Below are 21838 nucleotides of genomic sequence, written 5' to 3'. Positions count from 1 at the left end.
AAAACATATCTTCAGACGACCTTCTAATCTTCAAACTCTTCCAAACTAATCAGCTTTACCTTTGCATTCGCGCTTGCGCTTCTGCTCCCTCGCCCAATCAACCATATCTTTTGGATAATAAGGGGATTTACGCAATTCGGTATCGTCCAAGTCGTCAAGATAAGCGATGGCGGCGACTTCAAAAGCCCAGTAGCCGCAATAACCGTTTTGCTCGGGATCGAGGTGGGATTGGTACTCAAGGTCGCTCATGCCGACCATTTCGCGATACCAGTCTTTGAGATAGGCATTGAGTTCTTCCAATTGTTCTTCTTTAGTTTCGCCGCGCATAGCTTCGCCGAATAAAATGGCGTGTTTACCCATTTGGACGTAATCCGGATCGGGACGATTTTTAAAATGGTAGTCCAAAAAGTCTTCAATAGTAGTATCAGGTTCTAAATCATCTTCAGCATTGGCAAGAATGACTTCGAGCAGGCGCGGAAGCAGGTCTTCGCGTTGCAGGAGGTAGCAAAGCGCGATAAGGTGCAGCGTTGTAAGATAGTATTCAACATAAAACCACGGCATCGGGCTGGTGTAGTAGCCGATTTCGTTTAATTCAGCTTTGTTTTGCTGCCAGAATTTGGTGGAAATTTCTAATGTAGAGACAATCCTGTCCAGCATAGGAGACAAAAGGGAAATCGACTCGCCTGCTGTATAACATATTCTCAAATAATCAAATATTTCGGAAAATTTATAGCGAAATAGATGTTTTGACTCTAAAATACTTTTCTGCCAATTATTATCCCAAAATTTTAAATTGGATAAATATCCGTTTTTCTCTTTCTGATATTTTTCCTCCGTCAAAAAATGCTGCCTGCGCTTTTCATTAAAACAAACTTGCTCGGTTTCGTTCATGTTTACTCCCGTAAAATTTGGTCGGTTTAGTACTATCTTAATTGTGCTGCTCGATTTCAGACGACCTTCTAATCTTCAAACTCTTCCAAACTAATCAGCTTTACCTTTGCATTCGCGCTTGCGCTTCTGCTCCCTCGCCCAATCAACCATATCTTTTGGATAATAAGGGGATTTACGCAATTCGGTATCGTCCAAGTCGTCAAGATAAGCGATGGCGGCGACTTCAAAAGCCCAGTAGCCGCAATAACCGTTTTGCTCGGGATCGAGGTGGGATTGGTACTCAAGGTCGCTCATACCGACCATTTCGCGATACCAGTCTTTGAGGTAGGCGTTGAGTTCTTCCAATTGTTCTTCTTTGGTTTCGCCACGCATCGCTTCGCCGAATAAAATGGCGTGTTTGCCCATTTGGACATAATCCGGATCGGGACGATTTTTAAAATGGTAGTCCAAAAAGTCTTCGATAGTGGAGTCAGGTTCTAAATCATCTTCTGCATTGGCAAGGATGACTTCGAGCAGGCGCGGGAGCAAGTCTTCGCGTTGCAGGAGGTAGCAAAGCGCGATAAGGTGTAGCGTTGTAAGATAGTATTCAACATAAAACCACGGCATCGGGCTGCTGTAGTAGCCGATTTCGTTTAATTTGGCTTTGTTTTGATGCCAGAATTTGGTGGAAACTTCCAATATTTCAATAATTTCATCAAGCATACCAGGAAGTTCGCCGATAGATTCTCCAGCGGTATAACTAGACTTTACATAATCCATTTTTGTAAATGCTGCCAAACCGTAGGAGTTTCTCAGTTCTAAATTATTTGAATTGGAATTATCTTTAAGAATTTTCATTGATTCCGGTGTTTTCTCAACAATGAATTTCCATCTTTCCTCCGTCAAAAAATGCTGCCTGCGCTTTTCATGAAAAGGAATTTTCTCAGTTTCGTTCATGTTTACTCTCATAAAATTTGGTCGGTTTCTATCTGAATCTTTATATCTCGACTATATTTAAAGACCCAAGCATTAGCAGCTTGGTATATGAATCCAACACCTTATTTCAATTCACGGAAAGGTCGTCTGAAACCTAATTTGGTTTTTCAGACGACCTTTCCGTATCAAGCTTAATAAACAATCTCTCACTTCATCACGGCTCCGCCATTTCCAACGCCTGTTTAATGTCCACGGCGACGACGCGCGAGACGCCTTTTTCCTGCATGGTTACGCCTACGAGCTGCTCTGCCATTTCCATGGTCAGGCGGTTGTGGGAGATGTAGAGGAACTGGGTTTGCGCCGACATTTCTTTGACCAGGTTGCAGAAACGCGAGGTGTTGGCGTCGTCCAGCGGGGCGTCGACTTCGTCCAGAAGGCAGAAGGGGGCGGGGTTGAGGCTGAACAGGGCGAACACGAGGCTCATGGCGGTGAGGGCTTTTTCGCCGCCGGAGAGGAGGTGGATGGTGCTGTTTTTCTTGCCGGGCGGGCGCGCCATGATGGACACGCCGGCGGTCAGGAGGTCGTCACCTATCATTTTGAGGGTAGCTTCGCCGCCGCCGAACAGGGTGGGGAAGAAGGTTTGGACTTTGCCGTTGACGGCGTCGAAGGTTTCTTTGAAACGCGCTTTGGTTTTGTCGTCGATTTGGGCGATGGCTTCTTCCAAAAGGGTAATGGCTGCCTGCACGTCTTCGCTTTGGCTGCGGTAGTAGCCGTCGCGTTCGCGCGCTTCTTCGAGTTCTTGCAGGGCGGCGAGGTTGACGGCGCCGAGGGCTTCGATTTGCTGGGTGAGGCTGCCGATGCTGCTGTTCAATACTTTCGGCGATTCTTTCGCCAACGCTTCGAGCGCGTCCAAATCGGCGGCGCGTTCGGTCAGGTTTTGATGGTAGCGTTTGGCGTTAATCAGGGCTTCCTGCTGCTGCAACAGGGCGGTTTGGGTGGCTGCCTGAAGCTGCGGAAGCTTGGTTTGCAGGGTTTGTACGCGGGCGTATTGCTCCCTGCCCTGCTCCTGAATCTGCGCGAGTTTGTCCTGCACGGCGATGTATTCTTCATCCAAAGTTTGTACGGCTTCGGTCAGCTCGTCGAGTTTGATGTGCTGCTCGTCGTTTTGGAACTCGGTTTCATAGGCGAGGGCAAGCTCTTGCTGGCGTTCCTGCCAGTCTAGGGTTTGCTGTTCGAGTCGGGCGATTTGCTGTTGGTAGTTTTGTTTTTGCTGGTTGAGTTTGTGGACGGCAACTTCGGCCAGCCCGTATTGGCGGTTGGCTTCCAACAGGGCAAGCTGCGCCTGTTTCAGACGGCCTTGCTGTTCTTGGCGGCTGTGTGCGGTGGTTTGCTGCTGGTGTTCGAGTTCGGCGGCGGCTTCCTGCAAAGTAACGATGTCGTCTGAAAGTCCGTCGGACGTGTGTTGCAATACAGTCTGTTCTTCCGCCAACTGCGCCAGTTCGCGCTCGATGTGTTCGCGGCGGATTTGCCCTTGGTTGGTGCGCGCCAAGAGTTCGGCGGCGCGTTGCTGCGCCTGGCTGTATTGGCGCGTGTGCTGCTGTTGCTGCTGCATCAGGTTTTTATGTTGCACTTCGGACGAGCGCACAGCGGCCTCCGCCTGTTTGAACGCGGCTTCGGCGGCAGAAAGTTCGGGGGCGAGGTTTTCCAGTTCGGACGCGATGCCGTCGAGGCGCGCTTTTTGGGCAATCAGGCTTTCCTGCACGGGTTTGGCATAGAGCAGGACGCTGACTTTGTCGACCTGATGGCCTTCGGGCGTAAGCCAGATTTGGTGTGCGCCCAAATCGCTTTGATGCGCGAGGGCGTAGCTCAAATCGGGCGCGCACAATACGCCGTCGAGCCAGTGGTGCAATGCCGTCTGAAAAGGCGGCTGCGCTTGGATTTGGTTCAGCAATGCCTGTACGGGCAGGGATTTTTTGATTCCGCCGGAGAGGTCGTCTGAAAGCCATGCCGCCTGCCCTTGGGGCAAAGGTTTGGGCGGGACAAAGCCAGAAGGCACGGCGCGGGCGTGCAGGCGTTCGGCAAGAATGACGGACAAGGCGTGTTGCCACTCGGCGGGCGCGGTGATGTGTTGCCACAGTTGCGGCGCAGCAGCATGGTCGGTTGCCTGCCAGAAGTCGGCGGCTTCCTGCTGTTGCGACAGGATTTGCGACAACGCCTGCTGCTGCGCCTGCAAGGTGATGTGTTGCTGCTTCAGGCTTTGGAAGCGGCTCGAGGTCGTCTGAAACGCCTCGCGGGCGGCGTGTAAGGCTTCTTCGGCGGCAATGATTTGTTCTTCGTAATGCTCTTGCTGGCTTTGCAACAAGACGGCGGCTTCCTGCGCGGCGGCGGTTTCGGCCTCGTCGGGCAGGTTTAAGGCTTGGTTTTCCTGTTTCAGACGACCTTTGCGCTCTTCGTGTTTGGCAACGGTTTGTTCGGCATGGGCAAGCTGCTGCTGTTTCAACGCCAGTTCGCGGCGGATACGGTTTGCCTCGTCTTGCTGGGTTTGGAAGGCGGCGTTGAGTGTGGCTTGGGCTTCTTCCAATTCGGGCAGACGCTCTTCGTGTTCGGCAACCTGCATCGCCCATTCTGCCAACTCGGTTTGCTTTTCTTCGGCCTGCAACTCGTTTTCTTCAAGCTGCACGCGGATTTGCTGCTGCTCCTGATGGATGCGCTGCATCTGCGCCTGCGCCGCCTGCTTGTCGCGTTCGATGCGTTGGTGCAGGTTTTGCTGATGGCGGATTTGTTCTTCCAAACGGGCAATCTGCTCGCGCAACACGCCGCGTTTGTTGCTCAATTCGTGTACCGCCTGCTGCTGCGACTGCTCGGCAGTCTGCAAGGCGTGTACTTCGTCGTTTAACGCCTGAACCTGCGCGGCGGTTTCGTCCTGCTGCGCCTGCAAAGACTGATGCTGCGCGGTCGCCTTGTCGGCGGCGGCAAGCGATTGCTGCCATTGGGCGTAATCGAGCAAATCCTGCTGTTGGTTCAACTGCGCGGTCAGGGATTTGTAGCGTTCGGCGGTTTCGGCCTGTTTCTCCAGCTTTTCCACCTGACGCGCCAACTCGTTCTGCAAATCGCCCAAACGCTGCAAATGCTCGCGCGTGTCTTTCAGACGGCCTTCCGTCTCCTTGCGGCGTTCCTTATATTTGGACACGCCCGCCGCCTCCTCGATATAGGCGCGTAACTCCTCCGGCCGCGCTTCGATGATGCGCGAAATCATCCCCTGCTCAATAACGGCATAACCGCGCGCGCCCACGCCTGTACCCAAAAATAAATCGGTAATGTCGCGGCGGCGCACGGTCTGATTGTTGATGAAATACGTCGATTCGCCCTGACGCGTCAGCTGCCGCTTGATGCTCACCTCGGCATACTGCCCCCACGCCCCCTGCAAACTGTGGTCGCTGTTGTCAAACACCAGCTCCACCGAAGCCCTCGGCGCAGGACGGCGCGTCGCCGCACCATTAAAAATCACGTCCTGCATACTCTCGCCGCGAAGCTGCTTAGCCGAAGCCTCGCCCAACACCCAGCGCACCGCGTCAATCACATTCGACTTGCCGCAGCCGTTCGGCCCGATAACCGCAACAAGCTGCCCCGGAACATGAATCGTGGTCGGGTCGGTAAAAGATTTGAAGCCGGAGAGTTTGATGTGGGTCAGGCGCATGGGATAAGGACGGGGAGAAAAAAATAAAGTGGGATTTTATACTAGTCTTCCCGCGAAAAACCAAATTCTTGAAAACAAATCCGACGGTCTGCCATCCTCGCCTGAAAATCAGGTTAGACGGGCAGTACGCAAACTGAAAATAAGCAGTTTGCAGCGAGCTGTTTCTTCAAATGCATCAGCAGGCAAACCGATAATTCAATGCCCCGCTCGAAACAGGCATATAATATGCACCTTATCAAAAACAGATTAGAAGGAACCGACGATGGATGAACAAATGGCGCTTTTTTGCTATCAGGAAATGCCGGCTTGGCAGGCAGACGAGATTCCCGACGCGCTGCGGGCGGGTCATGCGTTTGACGAAGGGGAATGGGCTTGCCTGAACGTATTGCAAGGTCGTCTGAAATTGACGGAAGCTGATAATGCTTCTGTCGAGCTGACTGCCGAAGACGGCGACCACATGATCGCGCCGCAGCAACAGTTTACGGTCGAGCCTTTGACGGACGACACGGAAATCAAGCTCTCGCTTTATTGCGCGGCAAAGGATTATTTCAATAAGAAATACGGCATGAGCGCGACCCATTCGGCGGTAGTGGCGGCTGAAAATATCGTTCCTGTGGGCAAGGCTTTGGATATGGGCTGCGGTCAGGGGCGTAATGCGCTGTTTTTAGGTTTGAAAGGATTTGACGTAACCGCCGTGGACAACAATCCGCAGGCGGTGCAAAACGTCAACGAGTTGGCGCGCATCGAAGACCTGGACGTGCGGGCGGTGGAATATGATTTGAATGCCGCCAACCTTCAAGATCATTTCGACTATATCGTGGCGACCGTTGTGTTTATGTTCTTGTATCCGCGTTTCGTGCCGCAAGTGATTGCCGATATGCAGGCGCACACCAACCCGGGCGGCTACAACCTGATCGTTTCGGCGATGGACACTGAAGACTTCCCCTGCCCTATGCCTTTCCCGTTTAAATTTAAAGAAGGCGAGTTGCGCGAATACTACCGCGACTGGGAGATTGCCGAATACAAAGAGGAACTCGGCGCCATGCATGCGAAAGATGCGGCGGGCAATCCGATACAGTTTAAGTTTGTTACCATGTTGGCGAAAAAGCCTGAAGTATAAACGAATGGGGTCGTCTGAAATATTTTCAGACGACCTTTTGGTATCCGCTTTGTTACGGCGCTTTGAACTTTTCCTACTGCCATCCGACCGGCAACCTCAAATCCGGATTGTGTCGGCTAGAGGCGTTTTCCACTCAAACACGCATCACCGACAACTTCAAAAACATAAAGGTCGTCTGAAATCTGAACTGCACCCCAAAAGTTGGACATCCCCTCCAACTCACAAGGTGCAGTTTTTTTATGAGCAAATATACATTACACTTCAAATACCAAGCCGTACTCCACTACCTGCATATACGCAGCCAACAGCGTACCGCAGACCACTACGGCATTTCCCGAACCCACCTGAGACGATGGATACGCGCCTATCAAGAAGGCGGTATCGGCGCACTCGAACATCCCCAATCCAAAACCATGCCCCAACACCGCAAAAACCCCTTCATCGCAGATAAACCCGACCAAGAAAAAACGCAGGCAGAGCTTATTGAAGAACTGTGCTATATGCGCGCAGAGGTCGCCTACCTAAAGGAGTTAAAAGCCCTCAGCCAAAAGCGGACCGCAAAGGACAAAGCCAAACCGTCCAAACACTGAGGGCGCAACACCCGCTCAAATACCTGCTGCACATCGCAAACCTGCCCAAAAGCAGCTTTTACTACCACCACCAAGACCGACCCGACCCCGACACAGCCGACAAAGCCCTCCTCGTCGAAACCTACCGGCGGCATAAAGGACGCTACGGGCAAAGGCGCATTGCCGCAGCATTGGATTGGAACCGCAAAAAAGCAGCTCGGTTAATGAAACAGATGGGGCTGAAAGCCAAAATACGGGCGAAAAAAGCCTACCGCCATCCCGCCATGGGCGAAATATCGGAACACCTCCTCAAACGCCGGTTCACAGCCCGAAAGCCCAACGAAAAATGGCTGACCGACGTGACCGAACTCAAAGGAAAGGACGGCAAACTGTACCTCTCGCCAATCTTGGACTTGTTCAACCGAGAAATCGTCGCCTACGCCATGAGCCGCAATGCTAACAGCGAAATGGTGAAGGAAATGCTCGAAAAAGCCGCACCCCGTCTGACTGCTAAAGGAACGATGCTTCATTCGGACCAAGGTGTGCTGTACCGTACGGCGGAATATAGGAAATTGATTGCAAAACATTCCATGGTTCAAAGCATGTCGCGTAAGGCGAACTGTTGGGACAATGCGCCGATGGAAAGCTTCTTTGCGGTGTTGAAGACAGAGTGTTTCTATAACGCAGGTGAATTGACGGTAGATGAATTGATGAAGCAGATAGATGACTATATGGATTACTACAACCGGGAGCGTTGCAGTTTGAAATTGAAAAAGCTGAGTCCTGTCGCATACAGAACCCAGCTTGCACAGAGCGCCTGAATAGGCTTTTATGAGTGTCCAAGATTTGGGGGCCAGTTCAATCTTTCAGACGACCTTTTTATGATCAAACCATCAGTTGCTCAACACATCCACGCCTTTGGGCGGGGTGAACTTGAATGCGCCGCGCGAGAGGTTGGGCTTGGTGTTCAAGCCGCCGAAGGTAATGGAGGTTTGGTTGCCGAAGCTGTCTTTCAACTGCATGGCAGCGAGGTTGTCGCCTTTGAAGCCGATGCGGATGTATTGGTAGCCGGCGTTGTTTTTCTTAGGCGTTGCCAAGACGTAGTCGATGCCGTTGGACGAGCCGTCTTCTTTGAGCGAGTAACTGCTGTCAAGGGCGTTTTTGTTGGAGAGGATGGCAGCGGGGCTGTCGCCGATGGTTTGGTCTTGGGCGGACTTGGTCACTTGCGCCAAATCAACGTCGTAGAGCCAAATGGTTTGACCGTCGCCTACGATGGTTTGTTTGTAGGGTTTGGTGTATTCCCATTTGAAGAGGCCCGGACGCAGGATTTTGAAAGTGCCGTGTGCGGTTTGGGTTTTCTTTTTGCCTTGGACGGTTTGGGTGAAGCTGCCGCTGATACCGTCGGCGTCGTTGTTGAATTTCTTGAGTGCATCCACTGCGCCTGCCTGCGCGAAACCGATGGTTGCGGTCAGGGCGGAAGCGGCGAGGAATTTGAACAGGTTGTGTTGTTTCATCATTATTTTTCCTTGTTGGAAGGGGTGTGGCGCCCAGTATCGATGTTACAAAATAACAATGCAAGCCGCTTATGGGCGGTTTACATTTTGCAAACAGTGTTTCCCGAGGGCTAATTTTTTGAAGCTGCGGGATTTTTTCCTGCGGAAAAGACAATCGGGTTTCACAATTCTTTAATGTATGCCGACTGCGCAAACTGTGGTATTTAATGGTTTTTGACGCGCAACGCCAAATTGTAAAGATTATATTCCTTATATTGTTTTTTTTAAACGCTATAATGTTTGTTTTCCGAAAAACGGCGGACTTGGAATGAAACCTGATATCTATGCTTTGCTGGAACTTGCCCTGCTTTCAGACGACCCCGATGAAAAAGGACGGCTGACGGACGAGGCGTTTGCCGCCGTTCAGAACATGGACGGTGCTGAAACAAACGCTGCGCCGCTGGACTTCCGCCACGCGGGACGGCCGCCGAAGCCTGTTTTGGTCGCACCGTCGCAACTGACGCCGCGCAAGATGAACACGACCGAAGGCTATGCGGCGATGCTGCACGCGATTGCGCATATCGAGTTCAACGCCATCAATCTGGCTTTGGACGCGGCATACCGTTTCCGCACGCTGCCGTTTCAGTTTGTGCGCGACTGGGTGCGTGTGGCGAAGGAAGAGGTGTACCACTTCCGCCTGATGCGCGAAAGGCTGCGCGCTTTCAGCTTCGATTACGGCGATTTCGAGGCGCACAACCATTTGTGGGACATGGCGTATAAAACCGCCTACGACCCGCTATTACGCATGGCGTTGGTGCCGCGCGTATTGGAGGCGCGCGGGCTGGACGTTACGCCGGGGATACGCGCGAAGGTGGAACAGCGCGGCGATTCGGAAACCTGCGGCGTGTTGGACATCATTTACCGCGACGAAGTGGGCCATGTCGCCATCGGCAACCATTGGTATCAACACCTCTGCCGCGAACGCGGTTTGGAACCTGTCGCCTTGTTCCGCAGTCTGATTGCCCGTTACGATATGTTTATCTTCCGCGGCTATGTGAACATCGAAGCGCGGGAAAAAGCGGGTTTCAGCCGCTTTGAATTGGATATGTTGGAAGATTTCGAACAGGGTTTGAAACAAGGCAAAAAGGCCGTCTGAAAACCCTGAATCCGGATTTTCAGACGACCTCTGTTGAGGAACGTTATGTCGACTCACCATCACGAACACCATCATCACGCACACGCCCACACGCATACCGCCAACAAAAAAGTATTGCGCGTGTCGTTCATCATCATCGCCGCCTTTATGCTGCTGGAGGCTGTCGGCGGCTGGCTGACCCACTCGCTCGCGCTGCTTTCCGACGCGGGGCATATGTTCAGCGACGCATTTTCCTTAGGCGTGGCGTTGTGGGCGTTCAAACTCGGCGAAAAAGAAACCACGCTGCAAAAGACCTTCGGCTACAAACGTTTTGAAATCCTCACCGCCATGTTCAACGGCTTGTCGCTGGTGGTCATCGCCGTGCTGATTTTCTACGAAGCCGTCAAACGCCTGCTTTATCCGCCCGAAATCGCCACGCTGGGGATGCTCGTTATCAGCGTCATCGGGCTGCTGGTCAACATTGGCGTAGCGGTTTATATGCTGAAAAACAGCGACACCGAAGCCAACGTCAACATGCGCGGCGCGTATCTGCACGTTTTAAGCGACCTTGTCGGCTCGGTCGGCGCGATTGCCGCCGCCGTGCTCATGATGGCGTTCGGCTGGAAATGGGCGGACCCGCTCGCCAGCGTGTTTGTTGCCGCGCTGGTCGGACGCAGCGGCTGGAGCCTGCTCAAACAAACGCTGCATATCCTCATGGAAGGCGCGCCCGAAAACATCCACACCGACGACCTGCTCGCCGTCATCCGCAACACCGACGGCGTCAAATCCGTCCACGACTTACACGTCTGGACGATTACCAGCAATATCAACGCCTTATCCTGCCACATCGTCGTAGACGGCAGCATGACCGTTGCCGAATCCGAACAAATCGCCTACTGCATCGAACACGAGTTGTCCCACAAAAACATCGGACACTGCACTATCCAAATCGAAAGCGAACACCACCCGCATCCCGACAGCGTCTTGTGTTCAAACGAGACCGACGGCGCACACCATCACCACCACTAAACCCAAAGGTCGTCTGAAACCCTTTTCAGACGACCCCATCGAAAAACCAAAGGAAAACACATGATACAAGCCGTATTGTTCGACCTCGACGGCACGCTCGCCGACACCGCCCTAGACCTCGGCGGCGCACTCAACACCCTGCTCGCCCGCCACAATCTGCCCGCAAAAAGCATGGACGAAATCCGCACCCAAGCCAGCCACGGCGCAGCAGGTCTGCTCAAACTCGGCGCAGGCATCACCCCCGATCATCCCGACTACGCCCAATGGCGCACCGAATACCTCGACGAATACGACAGCCGCTACGCCCAAGACACCGCCCTCTTCGACGGCGTGAACAAACTCATCGCCGAACTCGACAAACGCGGCATCAAATGGGGCATCATCACCAACAAACCCATGCGCTTCACCGACAAACTCGTCCCCAAACTCGGCTTCGTCATCCCGCCCGCCGTCGTCGTCAGCGGCGACACCTGCGGCGAATCCAAGCCCAGCGTCAAACCCATGTTCCACGCGTGCGAACAAATCCAAATCAATCCGCAACACACACTTTACGTCGGCGACGCCGAACGCGACATCCAAGCAGGCCGCAACGCCGGCATGAAAACCATCCTTGCTGAATGGGGCTACATCGCCCCCGAAGACCGTACCGAAACTTGGCAACCCGACTACCGCATCTCATCGCCTTTGGATTTGCTGAAGCTTCTGTAAAACAAAAAAAGGTCGTCTGAAAATTTTCAGACGACCTTTTTTAAATCTGCTTCTTTATTTCTTCTTCAAATAAACGCCGCTTTCGATATGGTGCGTAAACGGGAACTGATCAAACAACGCGGCGCGTTCGATAGTATGGGTTTGGCAAAGGGTGTCGAGGTTCGTGCGCAGTGTTTCAGGATTGCAGGAAATATAGATAATGTTGTCAAACTGGGAAACCAGCTTCAGCGTTTCATCATCAACGCCAGCGCGGGGGGGATCGACAAAAATAGTCGAAAAATCATACTCTTTCAGCGAGATACCCTGCTCTTGCAGGCGACGGAATTCGCGGCTTTGCGTATAGGCTTCGGTAAATTCTTCCGCAGAGAGACGGGCGATTTTGATGTTGTCTCTTTGGTTCGCTTCGATGTTCCATTGCGCGGCGTAAACGGAAGTTTTGGACACTTCAGTCGCCAACACCTGACGGAAATGCTGCGAGAGCGGCAGGGTAAAATTGCCGTTGCCGCAGTAGAGTTCGAGCAGGTCGCCGCCGAGGTTTTGCGCAACATCACACGCCCAGCCGAGCATTTTTTCGCACACGCGGGCATTGGGCTGAGTAAAGCTGCCTTCGACTTGGCGGTAGCGGAAGGTTTTGCCGTTTACGTTCAGCTCTTCCGTTATATAGTCTTGAGTCAAAACGATTTTCTGCCCCCTACTCCGACCGATAATATGAATGCCCAATTCACGCGCCAAGGTTTCGGCGGCACGTTGCCACGCTTCGTCCAGCTTTTTGTGGTAAATCATGGTAACGAGCATCTCGCCGCTCAGTGCAGACAAAAATTCTACGGCGTACCAGCGGTTTTTGAGTTCGGGATTTTGCACGGCGGCTTTGATGAGCTTGGGCATTAATGCGTTGATGGACTCGGAGGCGGCGGGAAATTGGTCGCAACGTATCAGGCTTGCGCCGCTTGCTTTCTGTCCGCGCTCGAACATGGCGTAAAACATTTCGCCGCCTTCGTGCCAGATGCGGAATTCGGCGCGCATCCGGTAATGCTGTTCGGGAGATTCGAAAACTTGAATTTCAGGAAAATCCAAACCTTGGAAAAGCTGTTGCAAGTATTGGATTTTTTGGTCAAGCTGTTGCGTATAAGCAGTCATGTCAGATTAATCTAATAAAAACAATCAGCGCATTATAATATAGTTCAAAGAGCAGATTACGGCACTGCGCCAAAAACAGCAAACCCACCGCCCCCAATACCCCTTAAATGCCTTCTTAAGCAGTTTCAAAAAATTTTGGAAGCCACTCGGGCAGCCGTTATAGTGGATTAAATTTAAATCAGGACAAGGCGACGAAGCCGCAGACAGTACAGATAGTACGGAACCGATTCACTTGGTGCTTCAGCACCTTAGAGAATCGTTCTCTTTGAGCTAAGGCGAGGCAACGCCATACCGGTTTAAAGTTAATCCACTATATTTTTTCTGATCTACAAGCAAAAAGGCATGCCTAAATTTCAGCGAAACTTCCGGCCCGGCATTCCATCGATTTACCCATTCAATCTATATTGATTAAGTAAAAATAACATTATAGAATATTCACTCTTTTTAACATTTCATCTTGGGTACCCATCATGTCCGCCAAACGCTTCCTCATTGCCGCCTTCTTGTCCGCTTCCGCATTCGCCGGTGCCGATGTTCACATTGACGAAAACATCCACTATCGCGATAAAGAAGAGATTGATAACCGCATCGTATCCGAGTGTTTAGAAGTCGGCAGCATTATGTCCGAATCCTTGCAGGAAAGCGCGGCAAAAAGCGGGGTGACCGTCGTTCGCGATGGTCTGAAACAAGACACTTACGCAGACATCGCCATCACTTCCGCCATGAGCGCAGGCAATGCCTTTGTAGGACACGCCAAGGGCATGGCTGTTTCTGTGACTTTGTATATTGACGGCAAACAAGTCAAAAAAACCACATTCTCCCGCAATTCTATGGGCGGCATGTTTGGCGGTTTTAAAGGTTCTTGTTCCGTCCTGAACCGGACGGCCAAAGTTTTGGGTACGGATTTGGCCAAATGGATTATCCAAGAACAGAAAAACGCTCAGGCTAAATAAAGCGTTTAATCAAAAGATTGGTTTGCAAACTCCGCTTCTGCCGTCAAAACCAGTGATAGCGGGGTATCGGTCACACGCTGTACCAATCTTCCCATGACGAGTCAGTGCGAATACAAACGCGCCCCTAAATATAGACAAAAAGGTCGTCTGAAAACATCCGCACCCATGCGAAACGTTTTCAGACGACCTGTTGCTTATCTTAACCGGGATAGAACCTTATTTCTTTTAACGCCCGAAGCCGATATAAGTCTCTCCGCTGCCTTGGTTGCGGCTGCGCCAAGTGTCTTTGGCACCGGTTTTCGAACCCAAGGGCGTATCTTGTTCGACCTGCCACAATACATCATTGCTGCCGCCGATAGGATGCGAACCGCGCATACCGACATAGCTGCCCATGTCGCTTACGCCGTTATTGGAAATTCTGTGGCTGCCGTATTGGGTGTTGGAAGCTTCCACTCCAGCTTTCAAATCGCCGTAAAAATGAACTTCCGCCGTCGCCAAGACTGGCAGTGCGAGTAAAGACAAAATCAGAATTTTCTTCATTATGAAATGCTCCTTATGTGACATCCCTTCTGCACAAGCAGGCGGGAAGGGTTAGTGCAAGGCGAATTCTACCGTCCTAAGCGTTTGTGTTTGAACGAAGAAAGAAAATTCATGCAAAGGGTCGTCTGAAAAGCGTCAAATCAGATTCAAACTTCCCATGCCGACCGTATACGTTTTGAACGGCAGATACGCTTCAAACCGAAGCCGCACCTCGCCATCCTGGGCTTTACCATCCGGCGACAAATGGAAACGCGACCATCAAAGCCGCAGCCATTACAGACACACCGGCTTTCGCTATAATGGAATACACCCTCCACTTGGCGCGAAAGGAATATTTATGAATCCCGAAAACACCCTGTGTCTGATTATCGACATCCAAGAACGCCTCCTCCCCGCCCTGCACGACAAAGACGATATGCTGCACCACAGCCGTATCCTGATACAGGGGCTTCACGCCTTAGGCGTCCCGTTTGCCGTGACCGAGCAATATCCGAAAGGCTTGGGCAAAACGGTTCCTGCCGTCTCGCTGCTGCTGCCCGAAACTACGCCTTTTATCGAAAAAACCCGTTTCTCCGCCCTCTCCCCCGAAACGCACGCGATTTTGACGCAGGCAGCCGTCCAAAACATCATCTTAATCGGCGCAGAAACCCATATCTGCATGCTGCAAACCGTATTGGATTTGCGCTTGGAAGGTTTCAATGTTTACGTCCCCTTTGAATGCACGACATCCCGTTCCCCCGCAAACAAAGAAAACGGGCTGGCGCAAATGCGCGAAGCCCGCGCCACCGTTTCCAATGTGGAAAGCATTTTGTTCCAACTGTTGGGCGACGCCCGCCACCCCGCCTTCAAAACCGTTTCCAAACTGATTCAATAGCCTGTTAAGGTCGTCTGAATGCAATACACCATCACCGAAGCCGCCAAAACCGACCTGCCCGACATTGTCGAGATTTACAACAGCACCATAGCCGCCCGCCAATCCACCGCCGACCTGACGCCCGTCAGTATTGCCGAACGCGAACCTTGGTTTGACGCGCACGGCGGCAAGCGGCCTCTGTATGTATTGAAAAATCACGAAGGCACGGTTTTGGCTTGGTGCAGCCTCAGCGACTACTACCCGCGCCATGCCTATCACATCAGCTCTGAAATCAGCCTCTATGTCCGTCATGACGCGCGCGGTATCAGCGTGGGCAAAATCCTGCTGCAAAATGTGCTCGAGCGCGCACCGTCCTTGGGCATTAAAAACATTATTGGCAGTCATCTTCGGACACAGCTACCCCAGCCTGCACCTGTTTCACCAGTTCGGCTTTACGGAATGGGGGCGATTGCCCGCCGTATGCGACTTAGGAACGCAGCAAGCCGATGTTGTCATCTTAGGCAAAAAATTAGTCGATTGAATCCCCGACAGCCAAACCGCAAACCTTTCCAAACACTACCCGCTCCAAACCAAAATGACCGCTCCCCAAACCTGCCCCTGCTCTTCAGGACAAGCCTACAACGACTGTTGTGCCCCATTCCACCGCCACGAAAACCTGCCGCAAACCGCCGAACAGCTGATGCGTTCCAGATACAGCGCCTATGTTTTGCACAATATCGCCTATATCGTTGAAACGACTGTCCCTTCCCAGCAACACCTACTCGATCAAGCCGATATGCTGGCATGGAGTCAGACGACCCATTGGCTGGGTTTGGAAGTCATACAACACGCCAATGTCGGCAAACAACATGCCCAAGTCGAATTCAAAGCCTATTTTCAAGACGGTCAGGAAACAGCGTGCCATCATGAATTATCCGCCTTCGTCAAAATCGGCAACCGCTGGTATTTCATCGACCCGACCACGCCCTTACCCGGCATGAAACAAGACTGCATCTGCGGTTCGCACAAAAAATTCAAAGCCTGCTGCGGCCGTTTTTTCAAATAACAAACCCTGCGCATCCGCAGGCAAATTTGAAACCATGCCCGCAGACAGGCCGCGTCTCCTGAAAACACCGGTTTCAAAAATACCGCCAATCCCTCCCTCTTCCCCACCTCAATCCGCCTGAAAAACAGCCCTTTCCGTTATAATTCCCTTTTTCCCGCCCCATTCCTCAACAGACGACATGAAAGCCGCCTTTTTCCTCCTCTACCTCATCCAGCTCCTGCCCTTCAAAGTTATACACAAAATCGCCGACGCAGTGGGCATCCTTGCCTATTACGCCGTCAAACCGCGCCGCAAAGTCGGCGAGACCAACCTCAAAAAATGCTTTCCCGAATGGAGCGAAGACAAACGCAAAGCCGTGCTCAAACGCCATTTTCAGCACATGGCAAAGCTGATGCTCGAATACGGCCTGTATTGGTACGCGCCTGCCGAAAGGCTGCGCAAATTTGTGCATTATCAAGACAAACACCATCTTGACAACGCGCTCGCGGCAGGCGAAAAAGTCATCCTGCTTTATCCGCATTTCACCGCATTTGAAATGGCGGTTTACACCCTCAATCAGGACGTGCCGCTGACCAGCATGTATTCGCACCAAAAAAACAAAGCGTTGGACGAACAAATCCTCAAAGGCCGCCACCGCTACAACAACGTTTTCCTTATCGGACGCACCGAAGGCCTGCGCGCGATTATCAAGCAACTGCGCAAAAGCGACGCCCCCTTCCTTTACCTGCCCGACCAAGATTTTGGCCGCAACGACTCCATCTTCGTCAACTTCTTCGGCATCCCCACCGCCACGATTACAGGCTTAAGCCGCATCGCCGGTATGACGAAAGCCAAAGTCATTCCTGCCATCCCTACGCGCAATGCCGACAACACCGTTACGCTACGTTTCTATCCGGCATGGGAAAACTTCCCTTCAGACGACGTTGTAGCCGACACCCAACGCATGAACGACTTTATCGAAGCGCGGGCAAGGGAAAATCCCGAGCAATATTTCTGGCTGCACAAACGCTTCAAAACCCGTCCCGAAGGCGAACAGGGATTTTATTGAATTACATACAGTTACAACAAAAAGCAAAGCCCGTCATATTCGGGCTTTTATCATTTCTATTAAATCGAAAATTAACAACGATAGTAACAAATCTTCAATTGAGAATTTTTCACATTAACTCTTTGGATAAAATGGATATTCAACCCCATTAAACGGGAAACAGAGGAAGAAACCGGCGTATTTCCCGTAAAACATAAATATGATGCAAAAATTTGATTAACATATTAAATTTAATTTAATTTAAAATCAAAGCGTTATAAAATAACATTTTTAAAAAATCAATTGCATCAGCCATCCATTAAAGAATATAATGCCAAATTTATAAAAATATAATTTTAATATTTATATAAATTTAAAATTAATAGAATTATATTCTAGATTTTTTATAAATATTGGAATATTATAAATATATATTTTACATAAAAAAATAATGTAAACCACTTGGCAAACCCAAAATTTTCGCGTAAATTTCGTTACATAAAATTACAGCCGTACTGGTAAGATTTGATACTCCGGTTTCCTACTGCAAGCTTCCAGCTTGCAAGTGGATGTTTCGAGACTCACTCCCTCGGAACAAAAGTTTACCCGCACGGAGTTGAGCCGTGCAGGTAAAGCCGCAGGCGAAAGCCTGTATTGTTTGTGAAGCGTAAATCTCTGATTTGAGGTATTGGGGCAATCCTGTGGGGGATTGCCTCCTTTTTTTGTTCATCCGCTTCATTACACCCACAAGGGTTTACGGTGAACAAAACAGAACCGCCCCACACCGCCTCAAACGCGAATATAGTGGATTAACTTTAAATCAGGACAAGGCGACGAAGCCGCAGACAGTACAGATAGTACGGAACCGATTCACTTGGTGCTTCAGCACCTTAGAGAATCGTTCTCTTTGAGCTAAGGCGAGGCAACGCCGTACTGGTTTAAAGTCAATCCGCTATAACGGGCAAACAAAGCATCACGTTATTGAAATCCACCATACAAAAAGGTCGTCTGAAACATTTTTCAGACGACCTTTTGACATACAGGGAGCGCGGATTATGCGTTGCCTTCTTGTTGTTGCTGGTACATGGCTTCGAAGTTGATCGGAGCGAGCAGTACGGGCGGGAAGCCGGCGCGGGTTACGCTGGTGGAAATGGCTTCGCGTGCGTAAGGGAAGAGGATGTTCGGGCAGGCTACGCCTAAGAGCAGTTGAACGTCTTCTTCAGGGATGTTTTCCAGACGGAAGATGCCGCTTTGGGTCACTTCGTTGAGGAACATGGTACGCTCGGCGTTGAGTTTGGCGGTTACGGTAACGGTTACGTCAACGTTGTAGTAGCCGTCTTCCAGCTTCTCGCTGTTGGTGGAAACGCGCATATCGACTTCAGGCTCGCCTTGTTCCAAGAAGATTTGGGGGGCGTTGGGCACTTCCAAAGACAGGTCTTTGACGAACAGGCGTTCGATGCTGAATACGGGTTGCAATTCTTCGCTCATTTTGTTTTCCTAGTTGGGTTTAAAGTTACGGGTTTAATAAAGAATCCAGCCTGCCTTCGCGGTGCAGACCGTACAAATCGGTGAAACCGCCGACGTGGGTATCGCCGATGAAAATTTGGGGTATGCTGCGCTGCCCTGAAAGCTGCTGCATTTCGGCAAAGGCTTCGGGGCTGCGGTCGACGCGGATTTCGTTGATTTCGGCGACGCCCAGCGAATGCAGCAGCTTTTTAGCCATGGTGCAGTAGGGGCAGAACGCGCCTGTGTACATCGTAACGGTTTGCATGATTGTTTTTTAAAGTTCTAATGGGGTTCACTATATGGGCATATGGTTTATTTTACAATACTTGAAATCGGCTATTTTGCCTGAATCTTTGTTTTCGGGGCGTAAGGGCTGCCTGCCGCCCATGTGCCAAAACGCCGTTTTTAAAGTATGATAAACGGCAATCCGAACCGCTTTTGCCATTTATAGTGGATTAACTTTAAATCAGGACAAGGCGACGAAGCCGCAGACAGTACAGATAGTACGGAACCGATTCACTTGGTGCTTCAGCACCTTAGAGAATCGTTCTCTTTGAGCTAAGGCGAGACAACGCCGTACTGGTTTAAATCCACTATATTTTCCACGAAACCGACGGCAAGCGGGTGGTAGATTAAATTTGAGTCAGAACAGCAACACAATCAGCCGATTATTTCCGGGTTTGGGCAACATCAGTCTGGTTCAAATTTAATCTACTATATTTCTTATTAAAAATCAGGAACTAAAACCATGCTTTCAGGAATTCCTATCCCGAAGGACGCTATCCGTCCGCCCGAAACCGTGCTCGTCAACATTACGCCGCAGGAAACGCGCGTGGCGGTGTTGGAAGAAAACAATATCTGCGAGCTGCACATCGAACGCAACAGCGGCCATAGTCTGGTTGGCAATATTTATCTGGGCGTGGTGCGCCGCGTGTTGCCGGGAATGCAGAGCGCGTTCATCGACATCGGTTTGGAACGCGCCGCGTTTCTGCACATTGTCGATGTTCTCGAACAACGCCGCAATCCCGAAGAAACGCAGCGTATCGAACACATGCTGTTTGAAGGACAGTCGGTTTTGGTGCAGGTCATCAAAGACCCGATTAACACCAAAGGCGCGCGCCTTTCCACTCAAATTTCGCTGGCCGGGCGTTTCCTCGTCCACCTTCCGCAGGAAGACCACATCGGTATTTCCCAGCGCATCGAAGACGATGCCGAACGTAACAGCCTGCGCGAACGTCTGACCAACCTGCTGCCCGAAGACGCATGCCACGGCTACATCATCCGCACCAACGCCGAAAACGCCACCGACGAGCAGCTTCAGTCCGACATTCACTACCTGACCAAAGTGTGGGAACACATTCAAGAACAAGCAAAAATCCAGCCGCCGGAAACGCTGCTGTATCAGGATTTGCCTTTGAGCCTGCGCGTGTTGCGCGATATGTTCAGCCTCGACACGCAAAAAATTCTGGTCGATTCAACCGAAAACCACCGCCGCATGACCCGTTTTGCCGAGCAATACGTCCACGGCGCATTGGGTAAGATAGAGCTGTTCAAAGGCGAACGCCCGCTGTTTGAAACCCACAACGTCGAACAGGAAATCAGCCGCGCCCTGCAACCGCGCGTCAACCTCAACTTCGGCAGCTACCTGATTATCGAGTCCACCGAAGCCATGACCACGATAGACGTAAACACCGGCGGCTTCGTGGGCGCGCGCAATTTCGACGAAACCATCTTCCGCACCAACCTTGAAGCCTGCCACACCATTGCCCGCGAATTAAGGCTGCGCAACCTCGGCGGCATCATCATCATCGACTTCATCGACATGGCACAGGAAGCCCACCGCGAAGCCGTGCTGCAAGAGCTTGCCAAAGCCCTCGCCTTCGACCGTACCCGCGTTACCCTCAACGGTTTCACCAGCTTGGGTTTGGTCGAGCTGACGCGCAAACGTTCGCGCGAAAACCTCAGCCAAATCCTCTGCGAACCCTGCCCGTCCTGCCAAGGCAGGGGTCGTCTGAAAACGCCGCAGACCATTTGCTACGAAATCCAGCGAGAAATCGTCCGCGAAGCCCGCCGTTACGACGTGCAATCCTTCCGCATCCTCGCCGCGCCCAACGTCATCGACCTTTTCCTCGACGAAGAATCGCAATCGCTGGCGATGCTCATCGACTTTATCGGCAAACCGATTTCGTTGGCAGTCGAAACCGCTTACACGCAGGAACAGTACGATATTGTGTTGCTGTAAAGACAAAAGGTCGTCTGAAAACGGAATCGGGTTTTCAGACGACCTTTTGGCAAGATTGGCAAACCATTCAAGCGCAGTATTCCTTTAGAAAAAAATATCCAACATACCAAGCATAACCGACGCCCAAGGAACCCGATAAAGTACGGAAAAAACAACAAAAAGGTCGTCTGAAAACCAGCTGCCCCTTTCAGACGACCTCCCGCTAAACCCTTCCTAATTTTCCCCTGCTATCCTCGCATTAATTAAGGAGAACACCATGCGCGTATTGCTTGCAGAAGACGACAACATGATTGCCCAAGCCGTAGCCGCCAACCTCAAAGACAGCGGCTACGCGGTCGATTGGGTCAAAAACGGCAGCCAAGTTTCCACTGCCCTTCAGGCGCAGAACTACGACTTGCTGCTGCTCGACCTCGGACTGCCCGGCAAAGACGGGTTGGATGTTCTCACCCAAATCCGACACGAAGGCAGCAAAACCCCCGTCCTCATCGTAACCGCCCGCGACGACCTCCACAGCCGCCTCAACGGACTGGACGGCGGCGCCGACGACTACATCGTCAAACCTTTCGACATGGCGGAGCTGCAAGCCCGTATGCGCGCCGTCCTGCGCCGCCACAGCGGCCACAGTCAAACCCTGCTGACCAACGGCGCGCTCACCCTCAACCCCGCCACCTACCAAGTCGAAGTCAAAGGACAAGACAAACCCGTCCTCCTGAGCAACAAAGAATTTGCCGTCCTCCAAGCCCTGATGATGCGCCCCGGCATCATCCTTTCCCGCAGCGACCTTGAAGACAAAATCTACGGCTGGGGCGAAGAAGTCGAGAGCAACGCCGTCGATTTCCTCATCCACGCCCTGCGTAAAAAGCTCGGCAAAGAACACATCCAAAACGTACGCGGCGTAGGCTGGCTGGTCGCAAAAGAGGTCGTCTGAAATCTCAAACCGCGTATCCGCCCGCCTAT

Annotated in this window: 20 protein-coding genes and 1 pseudogene; 13 read left to right on the top strand and 8 right to left on the bottom strand. The window is 51.6% G+C overall.

Annotation, left to right across the window (positions count from 1 at the left end; genetic code table 11):
• Window positions 1–45: 45 nt before the first annotated feature.
• The 3 genes from ACMYUL_RS10135 to smc form a co-directional block, all read right to left on the bottom strand.
• The gene (locus ACMYUL_RS10135) at window positions 46–891 is read right to left on the bottom strand and encodes a PoNe immunity protein domain-containing protein (protein ID WP_415770333.1); all 846 of its coding nucleotides are present in this window, start codon (window positions 889–891) and stop codon (window positions 46–48) included.
• Window positions 892–981: 90 nt separating this feature from the next.
• A complete protein-coding gene (locus ACMYUL_RS10130; protein ID WP_415770331.1) occupies window positions 982–1650 on the bottom strand; it encodes a PoNe immunity protein domain-containing protein in 669 nt (222 codons plus the stop codon).
• Window positions 1651–2020: 370 nt separating this feature from the next.
• Window positions 2021–5503 carry a chromosome segregation protein SMC gene (smc, locus tag ACMYUL_RS10125; RefSeq protein WP_415770329.1) on the bottom strand — a complete coding sequence of 1161 codons (3483 nt, stop codon included), beginning with the start codon at window positions 5501–5503 and terminating at the stop codon, window positions 2021–2023.
• A gap of 262 nt (window positions 5504–5765) precedes the next feature.
• On the opposite strand from smc, the gene tehB reads away from it, so the two are divergent.
• The 3 genes from tehB (at window position 5766) to ACMYUL_RS10110 (ending at window position 8013) form a co-directional block, all read left to right on the top strand.
• Window positions 5766–6623: an SAM-dependent methyltransferase TehB gene (tehB, locus tag ACMYUL_RS10120; protein ID WP_070602069.1), complete on the top strand. Its 858-nt coding sequence runs from the start codon at window positions 5766–5768 to the stop codon at window positions 6621–6623.
• 239 nt (window positions 6624–6862) lie between these two features.
• The gene (locus tag ACMYUL_RS10115) at window positions 6863–7213 is read left to right on the top strand and encodes a helix-turn-helix domain-containing protein (RefSeq protein ID WP_003744124.1); all 351 of its coding nucleotides are present in this window, start codon (window positions 6863–6865) and stop codon (window positions 7211–7213) included.
• Window positions 7117–8013 (top strand): IS3 family transposase, encoded by an 897-nt coding sequence (locus ACMYUL_RS10110; protein ID WP_415769884.1) that lies wholly within the window; start codon window positions 7117–7119, stop codon window positions 8011–8013. Before ACMYUL_RS10115 ends, ACMYUL_RS10110 begins: the two co-directional genes overlap by 97 nt.
• Before the next feature lie 72 nt (window positions 8014–8085).
• On the opposite strand, the gene lolA is transcribed toward ACMYUL_RS10110, so the two are convergent.
• Window positions 8086–8709, bottom strand: a complete 624-nt coding sequence (gene lolA / locus ACMYUL_RS10105; RefSeq protein ID WP_049225994.1) for an outer membrane lipoprotein chaperone LolA — start codon at window positions 8707–8709, stop codon at window positions 8086–8088.
• A 304-nt stretch (window positions 8710–9013) separates the two neighbouring features.
• Between lolA and ACMYUL_RS10100 the strand changes: the two genes are divergently transcribed.
• The 3 genes from ACMYUL_RS10100 to ACMYUL_RS10090 are packed head-to-tail and all read left to right on the top strand — an operon-like array spanning window position 9014 to window position 11557.
• Window positions 9014–9841, top strand: a complete 828-nt coding sequence (locus ACMYUL_RS10100) for a ferritin-like domain-containing protein (RefSeq protein WP_415770327.1) — start codon at window positions 9014–9016, stop codon at window positions 9839–9841.
• Between the two features lie 45 nt (window positions 9842–9886).
• Complete coding sequence (locus ACMYUL_RS10095) at window positions 9887–10849, top strand: cation diffusion facilitator family transporter (RefSeq protein WP_415770325.1); 963 nt, start codon at window positions 9887–9889, stop codon at window positions 10847–10849.
• A 60-nt stretch (window positions 10850–10909) separates the two neighbouring features.
• Window positions 10910–11557, top strand: coding sequence for an HAD family hydrolase (locus tag ACMYUL_RS10090; RefSeq protein ID WP_415770323.1), 648 nt, complete (start codon window positions 10910–10912; stop codon window positions 11555–11557).
• 54 nt (window positions 11558–11611) lie between these two features.
• Here ACMYUL_RS10090 and trmA read toward each other — a convergent pair whose 3' ends face one another.
• The gene (gene trmA, locus ACMYUL_RS10085) at window positions 11612–12694 is read right to left on the bottom strand and encodes a tRNA (uridine(54)-C5)-methyltransferase TrmA (protein ID WP_070513312.1); all 1083 of its coding nucleotides are present in this window, start codon (window positions 12692–12694) and stop codon (window positions 11612–11614) included.
• A gap of 470 nt (window positions 12695–13164) precedes the next feature.
• Between trmA and ACMYUL_RS10080 the strand changes: the two genes are divergently transcribed.
• On the top strand, window positions 13165–13647 hold the full coding sequence (locus ACMYUL_RS10080; protein WP_342030878.1) for a hypothetical protein: 483 nt from the start codon (window positions 13165–13167) through the stop codon (window positions 13645–13647).
• Between the two features lie 225 nt (window positions 13648–13872).
• Here ACMYUL_RS10080 and ACMYUL_RS10075 read toward each other — a convergent pair whose 3' ends face one another.
• A complete protein-coding gene (locus tag ACMYUL_RS10075) occupies window positions 13873–14187 on the bottom strand; it encodes a porin (RefSeq protein WP_070513320.1) in 315 nt (104 codons plus the stop codon).
• A 337-nt stretch (window positions 14188–14524) separates the two neighbouring features.
• Between ACMYUL_RS10075 and ACMYUL_RS10070 the strand changes: the two genes are divergently transcribed.
• From ACMYUL_RS10070 to ACMYUL_RS10055, 4 genes and pseudogenes are all read left to right on the top strand, one after another.
• Window positions 14525–15061 (top strand): isochorismatase family protein, encoded by a 537-nt coding sequence (locus tag ACMYUL_RS10070; protein ID WP_070513323.1) that lies wholly within the window; start codon window positions 14525–14527, stop codon window positions 15059–15061.
• A gap of 18 nt (window positions 15062–15079) precedes the next feature.
• Window positions 15080–15581 (top strand): annotated as a pseudogene (locus tag ACMYUL_RS10065) (GNAT family N-acetyltransferase).
• 54 nt (window positions 15582–15635) lie between these two features.
• The gene (locus ACMYUL_RS10060; protein WP_415770319.1) at window positions 15636–16106 is read left to right on the top strand and encodes a YchJ family protein; all 471 of its coding nucleotides are present in this window, start codon (window positions 15636–15638) and stop codon (window positions 16104–16106) included.
• 178 nt (window positions 16107–16284) lie between these two features.
• A complete protein-coding gene (locus ACMYUL_RS10055) occupies window positions 16285–17154 on the top strand; it encodes a lipid A biosynthesis lauroyl acyltransferase (RefSeq protein WP_415770317.1) in 870 nt (289 codons plus the stop codon).
• A gap of 1032 nt (window positions 17155–18186) precedes the next feature.
• Here the strand turns inward: ACMYUL_RS10055 and secB are convergent.
• Both secB and grxC read right to left on the bottom strand, forming a co-directional pair.
• A complete protein-coding gene (secB, locus tag ACMYUL_RS10050; RefSeq protein ID WP_003755109.1) occupies window positions 18187–18621 on the bottom strand; it encodes a protein-export chaperone SecB in 435 nt (144 codons plus the stop codon).
• A 25-nt stretch (window positions 18622–18646) separates the two neighbouring features.
• A complete protein-coding gene (gene grxC, locus ACMYUL_RS10045; RefSeq protein WP_003741129.1) occupies window positions 18647–18904 on the bottom strand; it encodes a glutaredoxin 3 in 258 nt (85 codons plus the stop codon).
• 483 nt (window positions 18905–19387) lie between these two features.
• Here grxC and rng point away from each other — a divergent pair, with 483 nt between their 5' ends.
• Together rng and ACMYUL_RS10035 are read left to right on the top strand one after the other, a co-directional pair.
• Window positions 19388–20881 (top strand): ribonuclease G, encoded by a 1494-nt coding sequence (gene rng / locus ACMYUL_RS10040; RefSeq protein ID WP_415770314.1) that lies wholly within the window; start codon window positions 19388–19390, stop codon window positions 20879–20881.
• Between the two features lie 256 nt (window positions 20882–21137).
• A complete protein-coding gene (locus tag ACMYUL_RS10035; RefSeq protein ID WP_070513333.1) occupies window positions 21138–21809 on the top strand; it encodes a response regulator in 672 nt (223 codons plus the stop codon).
• Window positions 21810–21838 lie beyond the last annotated feature (29 nt).

Source organism: Neisseria sp. CP9 (assembly GCF_047758525.1).
Taxonomy (GTDB): Bacteria; Pseudomonadota; Gammaproteobacteria; order Burkholderiales; family Neisseriaceae; genus Neisseria.
Note: the sequence above shows the minus strand (reverse complement) of the source record. Positions and strands in the feature narration are given on the sequence as shown.